This window comes from Pseudomonas sp. TE3910, assembly GCF_056279025.1.
The window spans coordinates 1,507,918-1,521,730 of the sequence record NZ_JBWBQN010000001.1 but is presented as its reverse complement, the minus strand read 5'-3'; the positions used below and the strand labels follow the sequence as shown (position 1 = coordinate 1,521,730).

General features: G+C 55.6%; 12 protein-coding genes and 2 pseudogenes. 5 read left to right on the top strand and 9 right to left on the bottom strand.

The window, feature by feature from the left end:
* Positions 1-289 precede the first annotated feature (289 nt).
* Entirely contained in the window at positions 290-1,084 is a 795-nt protein-coding gene (locus ACZ9H3_RS06685; RefSeq protein WP_476220154.1) for a helix-turn-helix transcriptional regulator, read from the top strand.
* Here ACZ9H3_RS06685 and ACZ9H3_RS06680 read toward each other — a convergent pair.
* The 3 genes from ACZ9H3_RS06680 to ACZ9H3_RS06670 form a co-directional block, all read right to left on the bottom strand.
* Positions 1,036-1,695, bottom strand: a complete 660-nt coding sequence (locus ACZ9H3_RS06680; RefSeq protein ID WP_476220153.1) for a LysE family translocator — start codon at positions 1,693-1,695, stop codon at positions 1,036-1,038. The genes ACZ9H3_RS06685 and ACZ9H3_RS06680 overlap by 49 nt on opposite strands.
* Positions 1,696-2,991, bottom strand: a complete 1,296-nt coding sequence (locus ACZ9H3_RS06675) for a hypothetical protein (RefSeq protein ID WP_330523832.1) — start codon at positions 2,989-2,991, stop codon at positions 1,696-1,698.
* Between the two features lie 120 nt (positions 2,992-3,111).
* Positions 3,112-4,077: an endonuclease gene (locus tag ACZ9H3_RS06670; protein ID WP_476220152.1), complete on the bottom strand. Its 966-nt coding sequence runs from the start codon at positions 4,075-4,077 to the stop codon at positions 3,112-3,114.
* A 201-nt stretch (positions 4,078-4,278) separates the two neighbouring features.
* Here ACZ9H3_RS06670 and ACZ9H3_RS06665 point away from each other — a divergent pair, with 201 nt between their 5' ends.
* Both ACZ9H3_RS06665 and ACZ9H3_RS06660 read left to right on the top strand, forming a co-directional pair.
* The gene (locus ACZ9H3_RS06665) at positions 4,279-4,860 is read left to right on the top strand and encodes a hypothetical protein (protein ID WP_476220151.1); all 582 of its coding nucleotides are present in this window, start codon (positions 4,279-4,281) and stop codon (positions 4,858-4,860) included.
* A 129-nt stretch (positions 4,861-4,989) separates the two neighbouring features.
* Complete coding sequence (locus ACZ9H3_RS06660; protein WP_476220150.1) at positions 4,990-5,463, top strand: OsmC family protein; 474 nt, start codon at positions 4,990-4,992, stop codon at positions 5,461-5,463.
* 505 nt (positions 5,464-5,968) lie between these two features.
* Here the strand turns inward: ACZ9H3_RS06660 and ACZ9H3_RS06655 are convergent.
* Positions 5,969-6,928 carry a DMT family transporter gene (locus ACZ9H3_RS06655; RefSeq protein WP_476220149.1) on the bottom strand — a complete coding sequence of 320 codons (960 nt, stop codon included), beginning with the start codon at positions 6,926-6,928 and terminating at the stop codon, positions 5,969-5,971.
* 104 nt (positions 6,929-7,032) lie between these two features.
* Here ACZ9H3_RS06655 and ACZ9H3_RS06650 point away from each other — a divergent pair, with 104 nt between their 5' ends.
* Positions 7,033-7,917, top strand: a complete 885-nt coding sequence (locus ACZ9H3_RS06650) for a LysR substrate-binding domain-containing protein (protein ID WP_476220148.1) — start codon at positions 7,033-7,035, stop codon at positions 7,915-7,917.
* Between the two features lie 130 nt (positions 7,918-8,047).
* Here the strand turns inward: ACZ9H3_RS06650 and ACZ9H3_RS06645 are convergent, their stop codons facing one another.
* Both ACZ9H3_RS06645 and ACZ9H3_RS06640 read right to left on the bottom strand, forming a co-directional pair.
* Positions 8,048-9,730 carry a SulP family inorganic anion transporter gene (locus ACZ9H3_RS06645; RefSeq protein WP_454241853.1) on the bottom strand — a complete coding sequence of 561 codons (1,683 nt, stop codon included), beginning with the start codon at positions 9,728-9,730 and terminating at the stop codon, positions 8,048-8,050.
* A 340-nt stretch (positions 9,731-10,070) separates the two neighbouring features.
* Positions 10,071-10,457, bottom strand: a complete 387-nt coding sequence (locus tag ACZ9H3_RS06640; RefSeq protein ID WP_454241852.1) for a hypothetical protein — start codon at positions 10,455-10,457, stop codon at positions 10,071-10,073.
* A gap of 183 nt (positions 10,458-10,640) precedes the next feature.
* Between ACZ9H3_RS06640 and ACZ9H3_RS06635 the strand changes: the two genes are divergently transcribed.
* Positions 10,641-11,147: a DUF1993 domain-containing protein gene (locus tag ACZ9H3_RS06635; RefSeq protein ID WP_476220147.1), complete on the top strand. Its 507-nt coding sequence runs from the start codon at positions 10,641-10,643 to the stop codon at positions 11,145-11,147.
* Between the two features lie 103 nt (positions 11,148-11,250).
* Here ACZ9H3_RS06635 and ACZ9H3_RS06630 read toward each other — a convergent pair whose 3' ends face one another.
* The 3 genes and pseudogenes from ACZ9H3_RS06630 to ACZ9H3_RS06620 form a co-directional block, all read right to left on the bottom strand.
* A complete protein-coding gene (locus ACZ9H3_RS06630; RefSeq protein ID WP_102051965.1) occupies positions 11,251-12,021 on the bottom strand; it encodes an EAL domain-containing protein in 771 nt (256 codons plus the stop codon).
* Positions 12,022-12,268: 247 nt separating this feature from the next.
* A pseudogene (locus tag ACZ9H3_RS06625) lies at positions 12,269-12,703 on the bottom strand (methyl-accepting chemotaxis protein); the annotation flags it as partial.
* 108 nt (positions 12,704-12,811) lie between these two features.
* Positions 12,812-13,528 (bottom strand): annotated as a pseudogene (locus tag ACZ9H3_RS06620) (PAS domain-containing protein); the annotation flags it as partial.
* Positions 13,529-13,813 lie beyond the last annotated feature (285 nt).

The window sequence follows — 13,813 nt, the reverse complement described above, 5'->3', positions numbered from 1 at the left end:
TTTGCCGGGCGGGGCACAGGCCCCTCAATCCGCGGTAGAGGAGTCCGCAGAGGGGTAACGACCACAACAAACAGGTCACCGCTGTGACAGGCGCGTCACGTGGGGCCGCCGATAGAGGTTCGTTGCTACTGCCCCGCCCTGAATGAGGAAGTGAGGTTGCCGAGAAAAAAACTGTAAAAAAAACTATGGCTTTCTGAGAGCATCGTTTGTCTCTATTCTTTAGCCCATCAAGGGCTGGCTTGCCTGGATGGCAGCGATATCAGAGAGAAACGGGAAGATGTCCTTGGTCATGGAAAGCCTGAATAGGCATGAGCGAATTGAATGCTCAAGGGTCACCGCGAGCGGTGGTTTTTACCCAAAGCACACCCACGAAGAGTATGTGATTAGTGCCAACCTGTGCGGGCGAGAACGTATCTGGTACGACGGCAAACAACAGGACGTCAGCAACGGCGAGGTGACGCTCTACAACCCCATGACCGTCCAGGCTTCTCAGTTCTTCGAAGGAAACACTCAGTTCATCAGCTTGCACCTGGATGTGGAGCACGTGCGAAGCATCCTGGGTGAAACGTCTAGCAGCAGTGGCCTTCCCGTATTTACTGAAGGCGTCATACTGGATGGCGATCTGTTCCGCAGCATTGTCAATCTGCTCTCTCCCCCGGATATTTACAGCTGCGAAGAAGCCCAGTTAGAGCTGTTTAGTGAGCTCCTCCGCTTTCGTACAACACCCAGTGCTCCTGACGAACCTCTGCGGGTTACACACTTGATCAGCTTCATGAAAGCGAATCTGTACGAGCCAATTGACCTCGAAGACCTGTGTATCGAGGCCAACCTGTCCAAGTTTCACCTTGTACGAAGCTTCAAGTCCCAAAAGCACCTCCCGCCGATGCAGTACCTGAGACAGTTGCGCCTAATCGAAGCGAGAAGGCGCCTGCGCCTTGGTGATTCTCCCACCCGTATCGCCGTAGACCTGGGCTTTTTTGACCAGGCTCATTTGAGCAACGCGTTCCGCAAGGTCATGGGAGCTTCACCTGGTAGTTACAGCTCAATGCTTGGGGGCGTCGGGTTACCAATGAACTCGGCGTAACCGGTAACGACGACATAGGCTGCAAAGTAGGCAAAGATCAATGCCGAGGCGATGTAGGTGTACCTCACCAACTGTTGCCCCATTAACCGGCCTCCCTGCGCTGCCAGCGTGCACAGCACCAGAGCCCAGAATATCCCAGCGACGAAGAAGCCACTTAGGAACAAGCCGGCACCTGCTGCATCTGAACCCTGCCGGGCAATGATGGCCCCACCCACTGCGGCAAACCACAGGATGGCACTGGGCGACGACATGGCCAACATCACGCCTCTAGTAAAAAGCGCGCGGTTGCTATCACCCCATTGACTAGCCTCGCCGCCCGCCTCATTGCTTTTCACCTTCAAGGCGCTCATGAGCATTTTTACGCAGAGGTAGCAGAGCACAGCTGATCCACCGATCCATAGCACCCAGCGTACCCATTCGATTTGCAGCAGCACACTCATACCGGCCATGGCCAAGATGGCATAGATCAGATCCCCTACGCAGGTGCCAACCCCCAGCCATACCCCTTGAGCAAAGCCCCGCTGCATCGCCAGTGTGATCATCGCCATGTTCGCCAGCCCAATCTCCAGGCAAAGCGAGAGGCTGAGCAGAAAACCATTACTAAATTGCATTCAAGAGATCCCTTCTAAAATTTCCTGCGCATACCCTAGAGTGACGTCGCAGCCAGTCAAGCCGAACATTAAGTCTCCCTCCTCGCCACCCAGTCGATGTGGGCAATATTGCGAGATGAAGGCCTCAAACCGAGATAGATCGCCAGTGAGCCCAGCATTGATCAGGTCTTGAGCAATTGAACGCATAGCCCCAATGAAACGCTCGGTATCAACTGACCATGCCATGGGGTTTGTGCAATCAATCACCCCCAAATCCTGCAAAAGGCGGAGCTGAATGTAGGCAGAGCCGGCATCAGGGAACTGACGGGCTCCTCGTCGCAGGTAGCGTAGAAGCTCAAGCGTATACACACGTACCATCTGAGCGGGTTGCAGCTGTACCGTGTTCGCAATAGCTTGATCAACGCTTAGCAGGAAGCCGAACACATCGGCCAGCGCTTCCTGGATTACCATCGACCCCCAGCGATCATGCTTGCTCAGCTGACCAAAACAGGTGCTATCAAGGACGATTGAGTGGCCAAGGTCGTGCCCCCTGAACCAGATAATCAAATAGCGATCAAGCTCGTAGCCAGCGGGCAAATCAGCGGCCTGCCAATTGAAGAGTGGGGCTTGCTGCACTGCAATCCTTTCGAAAAGGCTGCGATAGGTGTTGGCAAAGACGATTGTTCGTTTCACCGGGGAGTATTTCACTCCCTGATCTTCAGGCATGAAGTAAGCAAAATGCTTTGGGAAGTAGTTTGCCTCTCCAGCGATGCCGAAGAGGTCGATGATTTTGTAAGTGCAGTGGGGCAACACCTTCAGCGGTGCACACAGGTCACTCGCCAGTCGCTGCAATGCTTCGGGGAAATGCTTATCTACACAATCCGATACCTGCTGCAGGCGGGCATTAGGGATACCGAAAAATGCCGAGCTGAATGTCTGACGAGACTTACCCAGCCACGTCGATAGATCACCCACATGGGCCACCAGTTCACGTTCATCCAGCCCGGCCACGGCTTGGCTCATCTCGGCAAATTGTGTATCCCCCATCAAACCTTCAGCGATGCAACCGATAGCGGTGCGAGAATCTGCGTCTTGCAAGTGCGCCGAGATTACTGCCAGGTGATTTGCAACGCTCTTCTTCAACTCATTGGCCATGCGCAAGTCGGGATCGCTGAACGCTTGCACGCAACGCATCGCGTCGACCCTCTGCAAAATTTGACGGATCGATTCGATGAGCTCGGGATGGAGCAAAGGGGAAGGTAGCTGGACAGTACGAATCACATGCTGTGGGCGCTGAGGCCAGAAGATTCCGTTCATGGTGATACTCCTTGAAAAAGGAGCCCATCACACCAGTTAGTCCTCTGCGCCTATTGGAAAAAATTGCTCAGATCCCTTTGACATGCTGGGCACGAGAATAGAGACAGAAGCACTCCTCAGCTACTTGCAGTTGCCTGCTTTACGATACCCCGCCGCCTTAGCGTCAGACTCAGAGTCAAACGTTATTTGGTTTTTCGCCGACACCTGCTCATAACCAGGGCATCCCTGTGAGAGGTGATACACCTGACTCTTCCGATTACCAATGATCAAACTTCCCCCGATTGCGCTTGCCAGGGTTGGCTGGACTGCTGCTTGCTGAGCTTTCACAGGAAGGGTGCTGACTAGCCCATCACCAACCGTCTTGTATCCTTGCGTCCAGCGACGTTCACCCGTTACGAAAGGATTGGAATGACCCATGATTGCAGCGATGCGCCTATCTCGCTCTTTCTCCCAAGACGAAACCGGGAACTGCTTGTCCCAGGCCATCAGTAGCTGTTGCTGCTGACGAGACATACTCAGTTTGTATCTGTCGAACATGTAAAAGGTTGTCCTTGCGACCAGCCCTTTGACCTCGTCACGTGGTTCGGCAGTTCGTTGATCGAAATCAACCCGCGTCTTGCACTGTCCATACTGCGGCGCTACCCCGTTAGCCATGCCGTAGTTGAAATTACTACGGTCGCCGTTCACCTCCCCAACTGATGGATAGAGGTTGAACAGGTCAGCTTCCATCGCTCGAAACACGGGATCATCGTCCACACAGTGCTCGCGCCCACCGTTCTGCCAGCATTGGCGCTGGTGACCGAATGTCCAGGCAGGAACGATGTGTTCCCATTCAGTCCGTTGCGCGCGGCTCTGTTGTTCCCTGGTTTTATAGCCGCAAGACTTAGCATCAACCCGGCCACCCGACTTACCGACCCATGTCCACTTGCAGCCGCAATACAGCTCGCCCATAGCACTGTTCGCTTGGTCGAGGTAGATCTTCTGCTTTGCTACGACCTTGGCTTCGGAAAAAGTCGACGGAGGGTTTGAGAAGGCGGGAGTGATAACAGAGAGGGTTAGCGTTAGGACATAAAACAGTTTTTTCATGAGACAGTGTTTTCAAATTCAGGTCGCGCATCATACGCGACGGACGTAGGGCTACGCCTGTAATCTACGTGAATTTAACTCAACGGCTGCTGGCGCAACGTTGGCTGCAGATAAAAACAGAGTATTGGTTGAGGCCCGAGATTCTTCAAATAAGAGTAACTGTTTACAGTGCGGGGACATCACATCGGAAGGTCAGTGGGTTTGAGACCACCCAGCAGGTTAACAACGGTTTGGACGTTCCAACCCGAGGCCCAGTTACAGGCATTGCTGCATGATGGCTTGTTACAGGGTGACTGGTCATACGTCTGCCCCGAGAACGAGGCGGTGTACCGCCTCATGTGCCGCGAAATGGCTGCCCGTGGCTTGTCCTGCGAGGGGCGCCCGCCGGTGTGGGGTTGGCATTCCTGTGGCGGTTACCAGCGAGCACCAGACGCCGAGCTGGCGCGCCAGTTACTGAGTGACCATCAACTGATCGAGACGCCCATAGTGCTGTTGACGTTCGAGTGCCCAGGTGATCAGGTGCTGAACTCGGACTACAACGTTTGGTGTGATCAGGTGTATTTCCCGCTATCTTCAAATGCAGCGCTCAAGCTATTGCCTGAAGCGGTGCATGGGTTGTTCGAGATCAACTACACGGCATTGGATGACGCACCGATTCAGACGGTGTTGCCGAGCTTGCGGCGCGAGTGGCTGGTGGAGGTGCGAAAAGTGCGTCTCGATGCCTATCATGAAGTATGTATTGCCGAACCTTGGTGGTCGATGTCATCCCCCACCAACATGTAGTGGTTTGCAATCGAAAACAGCCATGCTTGTTTGATGGTATTTCAGGCTCTGATCAATTGATATCTGTACATTCTCAAACAGGTCTTCTCATACCTGTTACGGTCAATCGTTACATTATCGAGGGCAAGGATGAAGACGCATACCTATGAGGCTATGGTGACCTGGACGGGTAACGTGGGTGAAGGCACCTCCAGCTATACCGCCTACTCACGAGACTTCGTTGTTGATGTGCCAAGCAAACCGGCCCTTCTTGGATCTGCTGATCCGGCATTTCGAGGTGATCCCAAGCGATGGAATCCCGAGGATATGCTGGTCGCATCTTTATCTGCCTGCCATAAGCTATGGTATTTGCACCTTTGCGCGGTCAACAAGGTGAAAGTACTGGAGTACGTTGACCAGGCCCAAGGGAACATGGTCGAAGGTGACGCACATCGAAAAGGACATTTCACCGAGATCACGCTACGCCCGCGAGTTAAGGTGAGCGCCGGTTCAGACACGGATTTGGCGATGCGTCTGCATGAGGATGCACACCATGAGTGCTTTATAGCCAACTCGGTGAATTGTCCGGTGAGCTGCGAGGCGGTTATCACTGTGGAGGAATAGCGCTAAGGCGCTTTGGAGGAACGCATCTGAATGAGAGTCCGGCCATGCCACAACCTTAAAGCAAGCGCCTCCCGAGCGTCGCTCGTGAAATAGCGAAGCGGGTATCGGTTTTATTTATGGGCATTGGCTGCATAACCAGCTTCTTGGCGTCCCTTGTCAGGGGGCAGGCTCCCAGTTACCTGATGGCGCATCCGCAGAAATCGAATCCGAACGATGAGCAAAAACGCTCTTCGAACTTACACAAGCCCAACGAATGACAGGATAACCAGGACGATCACGACGGCCCCGACGATATAGACAATGTTGTTCATGAACGCCACCTCTTGATCTGAGCAGAATTGCGACACACACGGTGTCTTGTTTAGACGATACGGCACCTCTGCCCGCAATTCCGTTCGGCAACGCACATAGCGCCGTTCCCAAGACGTAACCTGCGCGTAGAAAGGCAAGTTGGCGAGTTGGGCAGGTGCGCGAACTTCTGCCTTTCTGGTGTCGACACCAGAGCTCATGCTGCCTCGTCCGCCATAGCTGCTTGTGGTGCGGCCTTGGGTTTACCCGGCTTCAACCGTGACACGCCAAACAGCACCAGTGCCAGGCCGGCGATTTGGTAGGTCGAGATCGTTTCGTTGAGCAAGGCCCAGGAAGCCAGCATCGTCAGCACCGGCCCCAGGTTACCCACGGCTGCGGTTTGTGTGGCGCCCATGCGCTGGATTGCCAGCGCCGCCCAGTAGATCGGCAGCACGGTGGAAAACACCGCCATCAACCCCGCGTTGATCCAAACCGCCGTAGGTAAATCGCGCAGTTGCGAAGTGTCCGCCACCATCAGGTAATGGGCCAAGACCATGATCGACGACGCAGCACCTGCCAAGCCTGCCAGGCGCATGGAGCTCATGTGTTTGAGCATCATGCCGGTGCCAGAGTAGTACAGGGCATAGACCACGGCGCTGGCGAATACCCACAGTGAGCCGAGGATCACCTGGCTGCCCAGGCCCGAAACGCTCAGGTCGTGGACGAAGGCGACGCCCAGGCCGGCGTAGCAGATGCCCATGGCCGCCAAGGTGCGCAGTGTTGGCTTTTCGCGCAGGGCGATCGCCTGAAAGATCAGCACCAGCGTGGGGTAGATGAACAGGATCAAGCGCTCAAGCCCGGCGCTGATGTACTGCAGGCCGTAGAAGTCGAAAAGGCTCGCCAGGTAGTAACCGAACAACCCCAGCAGTAGCACGCGCACGACGCTGCCCAAGGTTAACGGCGCGCTAGCTTGCTGGCGGCTTAACCACACCAGCCAGATGAACAGGGGCAACGACAGCCCCATGCGCAAGGCGAGGAGGGTGATCGCATCCACATGGCTGGCCGCGTAGGAGAGCTTGACGAAGATTGCCTTGAAGCTGAACCCCAAGGCCGCCAGCACCGCGAACACGCTGCCGTTCTGGAGATAACGCTGGAAATGTGCGTGCAAAGGTTTCATAGGAAGTACGCGATAGGATTTGCAAGGCGTTATTCTGAGCAGAATGGTCGTTCACTAGATATCGCTTTTTAGTGAAGGTGCCTTTCTGAAATGGAGAAACCCTCATGCACTTCGATCTTCAGGACCTGCGCCTGCTTGCTGCCGTTGCCGCCACGGGGAGCCTGAGCAAGGCCGCAGCAACCTTTCCGGTGGCCGTGTCTGCCGCCAGCACCAGGTTGCGTTTGTTTGAGGAGCGCTGCGGCCTGACCCTGTTCACCCGCAAGTCTGGCGGTATGCAGCTTACCCCTGGCGGTCACTTGGTCCTGGAGGCTGCTCGCAGTGTGCTCGGAGAGGCTCAGAAGCTGCAGGACACGCTAAAAGATCTGGCCGGGGAACGACGTATTACCCTGCATTTGGCTGTCTCCACCGTGACCAACAACACCTTGCTGCCAGCAGTGCTTGGGCCGTTTCTTTCCAACTACCCAGAAGTTGATCTGCAATTGGTGGAACATAGGAGTGTTGATGTCCTGAGGGTGGTTCGGGCCGGTGAGTGCGAGATTGGCGTATATGACGGCAGCCTCATCAATGAGGGGGTTGTGTCCTTGCCGTTCAGCACCGAACGCTTGGTACTGTTGGTGCCGGCGGATCATCCTTTGGCTGCGCGTGAGCAGTTGCACTTGCGCGATGCACTTGGTTACGCGTTCGTCTGCCTTCCTGCAGAGCGGGCGATGCAGCGCTTCATTGAAGAACTGGCCCTGAACCTTGGCATGCCGCTCAAGATTCGAGTGCGCGCACCCAGTTTCGAGGCGATCGCGCAGCTCGTAGCCCAGCGCGCCGGCATTGCCATGCTGCCCGAAACCGCAGCCCATCGTGCCGCGCAGGAGCTGTCTGTCCGCTGGGTGCCGCTGGAAGAACGGTGGGCGACGTTGGAAATGCGACTGTGCTTTCGCGGGTGGGATACGTTGAGTTCCCATGGGAGGCAGTTGGTGAGCTATTTGTCGGGGCAGTGAGGGTTGCACCAAGCCAAGCCAAGGCACGCCACGCCAGGACAAGCGTGAACAGTGAAGGAGCCGCAATTGCGGCTCTTTTTCATTGCGTCACCTCAGCGCCTCACCGAGCTTGGGGGGCGACGTGTCAATCTCAAGTGATGCCACCTGCCGACGCGCCTTCCTGAGCTTGATACTTTTCTATTGCCGCATTGGCATTGAACAGCATGCGTTCAGAACCCAGTTTTTCATCGAATTTGGCACGTCGCACCATATCCAGTACCCCGGGGTTCAAGCCTGCGAGCCAGAGGCTGGCGCCCAGTTCGGTCAGGTTTTTCTCGCCTTCTATAAGGGCCTGCAGTGCCGAGTATTCGATATCGGGCACCGCGCTCATGTCCCAGACAATCACGTGTGGTTGGTACTGCGCTTCCAGTGCGATGATTTGTTCTTTCACGTAGTCGGCATTGAGGAAAAACAGGCGGCCTTCTGGTCGTACGATCAATAGCCCCTTGAACGTCTCGTCATTGGGGTGCTCTTCTGAAAGAGGGCGCAGTACGTCGGTGCCGGGCTTGCGGCCAAGAACGTAGAGGTGCGGGCGTGCGGTCTGGTAGGCCAGGCTGACCAACGATACGACGATGGCTACGGTAATCCCTTGCAGTGTGCCGAACAACAGTACACCGACCGTGGCAACGAGCGCCCAATAGAACTCCATTGGCCTTACTTTGCGGATTGCCATGAACTCCTGCGGCTGAATCAGGCCCACGGAGTAGTAGATGACGATGGCAGCAAGGGTAGCGTGTGGGAGGAACCCGAGGAGCCCCGAGAGCAGCAGCATGGTGGCCAGTGCCGCTGCGGCCGTGACGATGGACACTTTTTGGGATTGCCCTCCTGTGGCGCGTACAACCGCCGTTTGAGACGTGCCGCCACCGGCCGGCATTGCGCCGAACAATGCGCCGCCAAGGTTGCCGAGCCCGGTGGCAACCAGCTCACGGTTGGCGTTGATAGGTGGGTCGCCGGGCCGGACAAAGGCACGACCTGCGGCAATCGTCTCGGTAAAGCTCATCAGGGCGATCCCGAGTGCACCAGGCACCATCTGCTCGACCAGGGTCAGGTCGGGCAGGGTCAGTGAGGGTAACCCTTGTGGAATCACGCCGACCGTCGAGGCACCAAGTGCTTGCAGGCCGAAGTACCAGGACGCGGCAATACTGCCGCCGACCACCACCAGCGGGGCAGGCGAGTGCGCCCATAGACGCTCCATCAGGATGAGTATCAGGAATGCTGCTGCCGCCACTGCGAGGGTGATCAGCGAGCTTTCTGGCAGGTGATGGATGATGTTGAGGATGTCGACAAAAAAACCGTGTTTGGTGATGTGGATGCCCAGCAGTTTTGGCACCTGGTCCAGCACGATCACCAGGCCGACCCCGGCTTTGAAGCCGCTTAACACCGGGGTGGAAATGAAGTTCGCGAGAAACCCAAGGCGTATCAGGCGTGCCACGAGCAGCATCACGCCAACCAGTGCGGTTAGCGTCGCCGTTGCCGTGATCAACTTTCCGGGGTCGCCATCGGGGACGGCCAAGCTGATCTGTGCTCCGGCCAGGATCGCCAGTGTGGCTGAGGAACTGACGCTGAGTACGCGTGAAGTACCCAGAAATGCGTAGATCAGCATCGGCACGAAGGCGGTATACAGGCCGACAGCAACAGGCAAGCCTGCGACGGTGGCGTAGGCCATGGCTTTGGGCAGCACAACCGCTGCTGCAGTGAGGCCCGATACGATATCGAGGCGAAGTGAGGCGGTGTTGGAGTGAGCGGTTTTCTCAGCCTTCAGGTGCGTTTTCACACTGCCTCTCCTGGTCGGTTCAGCCGCTTGGAACGCCGAATGACTCCCTTTCCCGTGACGTTTGAGCGAATGCTTAGCGTTCAGCAGTCGCACTGAGGCCTGACGTAAGCCAGGCCTGTTGGTCAGGCAGGTTCTTTGTCTGAATCAATGATAGATGGGAAAAAGCGAATGATCGTGCAGTGTGGGTCAGCGAGCCGCTGCAAAAACAGCCAAGCGCCTCGCGAATGAAGATGAAACCGAGACGACTTGGTTGCCCCTGACAAGTCGTCCCTGGTCTCGAGCAGGCCATGGCACCTTCAACGGCGCCACAAGCCACTGTCGAACGATACAACGCCTGGTCTTAGATTCTGGAGCAGGCTTGTGCGGCATCGAGCAACCGCCCTCTGTCATACCATGCGTCTCTCTGGTAGGCAGAGTAGGTGCTGTGGCCGTTAGCGCTGGAAAGTACAACTAGCCCTTCTGTTGTAGTGGGGTCTGTACTGCCGAAAAACAGATCGGTTTTACCGTTATCTTCCACGGTAAACGTTGGGACGCCATTCTTGACCTCGTTTTTTACGCACGCTATGTAGGCGTTATTGTCCCTGGACGTAACGCCATCAACCGTATCGTGACCAACGCGTATATCAGGGTTGTGTGCGCATCCGGAGATAATGAGTAGGGCGCACATCCATGAAATTTTACGACCTCTGATGGGCTTTGAAAGCTTGCCAAGTATCATGCTTTTCATGATGGTAACTCCAAGCTCAAACCGCGGGGCAGCTGAAAGTATAGTCAGCCTCTGCTGCTTGCCGACGGCCCCCACACAAGTGAGCGCCTTCAGCTATCGTTAACAGAAGACGCCAAACAGGACGGCATGTTCATCTGCAAGGGTCGGACGCCTGTTAGACCACGTTCTCTCCGGAGAAAGCGTATGTCTGTCTCCATGTACCAAGCCTCTATCCCTGTATTCGTCCGCGGGCTGGATAATCTGGCAGCCATTCTGCGCAAGGCCGCCGCCCACGCTCATGCCAAGGACATCATGCCGGCGTTCTTCCTCAACGCCCGACTTGCCCCCGATATGTTTGCGCTGGTGCGCCAGGTACAGATAGTGTCCGATACTGCCAAGGGGTGTGCTGCTCGTCTGGCAGGGGTAGAGGTACCGAGTTTTGCCGACACTGAAAGCAGTTTTCCCGAATTGCAGGCGCGCATTGCCAGAACCGTCACGTTTCTGCAGAGCATTACCACGCAGCAACTGGACGGCAGTGAGGCACGCCCGATTACCCTCAAGGTACACGACAAGGAAATCCACTTTGCCGGGCAGGACTATCTGCTGTGCTTTGCCATACCCAATTTCTATTTCCACCTGACCACTGCGTACGGCATCTTGCGTCACAATGGGGTGGACATCGGCAAGGCGGATTATCTGGGCAGCCTGTGATGACTGCCCCATTGCGGCGTATGCGCCTTGGGATGGCGGCCTGAATCAGCCGCGCGCCGAGAAAACTGCATTCGTGCAGGGTGGATCAACCCGGTGTCCAGCGTTACAACACGCTGTGGTCAGGCCAGTTCACTGTCGGCAAGGTTTCAAATTCTGGTCTTGCAAACAGGTAGCCTTGATAGAGGTTGATACCCAAGGCCAGCAGTTGTTGAAGCTCGGCAGTTGTTTCTACACCCTCTGCGATCACATTGATATTCAATGCCTCGCAGACGCCTAGAATGCCTTTGACAATCGCTTGCCGTACCGGGTCGGTGCAGATGCGCCGTACAAGGCTCATGTCGAGTTTTATAATATCCGGCTGAAACTCTGCCAGTAGATTCAAGCCAGAATAACCTGCACCAAAATCATCGATGGCGGTCTTGAAACCCTGTAGCTTGTATTCTCGAATAATGCTTTTCAGGTGTTCCTTGTCCACCAGCTCTTCATTTTCGGTAATTTCGAAAATCAAGCGCTCAGTAGGGAAACCAAAGCGCCGCGCCGCGTTAAGCGTGGCACGAATGCAGGTTTCCGCCTTGTATACGGCGTTAGGCAAGAAGTTGATGCTGACAAAACAGGGGATCTGTAACCTGGACGCAAGCTCAACCGCTTTTACCCGGCACGCCTGGTCAAAGGCATAACGGTTTTCTTCGGTGACATTGCCAAGAATGGTGGCTGCGCCACTGCCATCGGTACCGCGTACCAAGGCCTCATAAGCAAAAACACTGTTGTCGCGAAGATCGATAATCGGCTGGAATGCCATGCTGAAGTCGAAATTCAGTTTCTTGCCCTCTTTACAGGCTTGGCAAGGGAGCGTCGAAGGTGTTTCGTCAATCATTTAGGACCTGGCCTTTAGTGCTCATGGGCTTTCGCGGGCTCCTCGGATTTTTAACCCGCTAATGTACAGTGTTCATAACCACGCTAGGCACAGGTTCCTTCTTCTACCTATCGGTTGCAGACAACGATGGGGGCGTTACCGGATGTTCAGGCGATTGCGAGTCCCTCCGTGGTACTGATGTTCGCATGGTGCGCCCCCTGAAAACTGATCTGCCGCAGATCGTAACAGGCTTTTGTGGCGGTGCGGATCACTGTAGCTCATTGGCAAAACGTCCAACCGCGCCAACGACCTGCTTGGCGCCGTTTTGGATTTCCACAATCACGGCGCCGGCCTGGCTGGCTAATGCAAGCCCTTGTTCGGCCTGTTCTCGACTGCTGAACATCTCTTGAACGGCCTCGCTGGCGAGCGCCTGGTTCTGCAGTACGACACTCACGATTTCTTCCGTTGCCGCGCTTGTGCGGCCAGCAAGCTGACGGACTTCATCCGCAACCACTGCGAAGCCGCGACCCTGCTCACCTGCTCGGGCGGCTTCAATGGCTGCGTTGAGCGCCAGCAAGTTGGTCTGCGAGGCAATACCGCCAATGGTCTGCACGATGGAACTGATTAACAGTGACTGCTTGTCGAGTGCCTCAATCCGATGGGTGGCCGATTGCATCTGTCCGGCGATCTGCTGCATGGTTTGCACTGTTTCCTGGACAACTGCCGCACCCCGTTCTGCGCTCACATCGGTCTGTAATGAGACGTCATAGGCGACCGCTGCTGCTTCTCTCACCTCAGTTTCCCGTGCGACCTGATCGGTGACGACGCTGGCGAATTTCACCACTTTGCACAGATTGCCTTCCGTGTCGTAAACGGGGTTGTAGGTGGCCTCCAGCCAAACCTCACGACCGCGGCTGTCAATCCGCTTGAAACGGTCAGCGACGTATTCTCCGTTGTTGAGTGTCTTCCAGAACGCCGAGTACTGAGGTGATGCAGCGTCCTCTGCACTGCAGAACATGCGGTGATGTTTGCCTTTGATCTGCTCGAGCGAGTAGCCCATGGCCTTGAGGAACTGCTGGTTGGCGGTTACAACGGTGCCATCCAGTTTGAACTGGATTACCGCAGTAGAGCGGATAAGCGCATCGATGAACGACTCATTCTCTTTTATCTGCTCAATGGTCCGGCTGACTTCGCTGCCGTAGCCCTGAATGTGGGAAAGCTCGCCGTTTTCGCCGCGAATGGGAAACCAATGCAATTTCAACCAAGCAAGGCTGCCATCTGCACGCAGATAGCGGTAGTCGTCGCTGATCGGTTCGAACTTTTCCACGGCAGATCTGAACGCGTGGAAGCAGGGCAGTTTACTGACGTAAGGCGGCACAATTTCGGATAGCGGGCGGCCTCTTAGATGCTCGTCTCTGTAGCCCAGCGTTTGCGCGAAATGCGGGTTGAAATCGCAGATACGGGTTTGCGCATCAAGCCGTATCGATAGCATGCCGCGATTCATCTGCTCAATGAGTTGGCGCAGCATGTACAGCTCTGCGCTCTGGTCTTGGAGTGCTTTTTTCAGGCGGCTGTTGAACATTAATGGCTCCATGAGTGTTTACAGGCAGGCAACAGATCTGACCTGTCATCAATAGCGCTATGTAGAATTTGTACAAGAAGTTAAAATTGTACAGGTTTTTACCGGCTGAGGCGGCGTGCAAGGCGTCATGAGCACTTGCTGGGCCAGTCAAACGTGTGATCTTGAGGCAGGAAGCATGCTGAATGGGTGGATGCACCTGGTAAACGCAAAAAACGCGCGCAACCGTTTTAT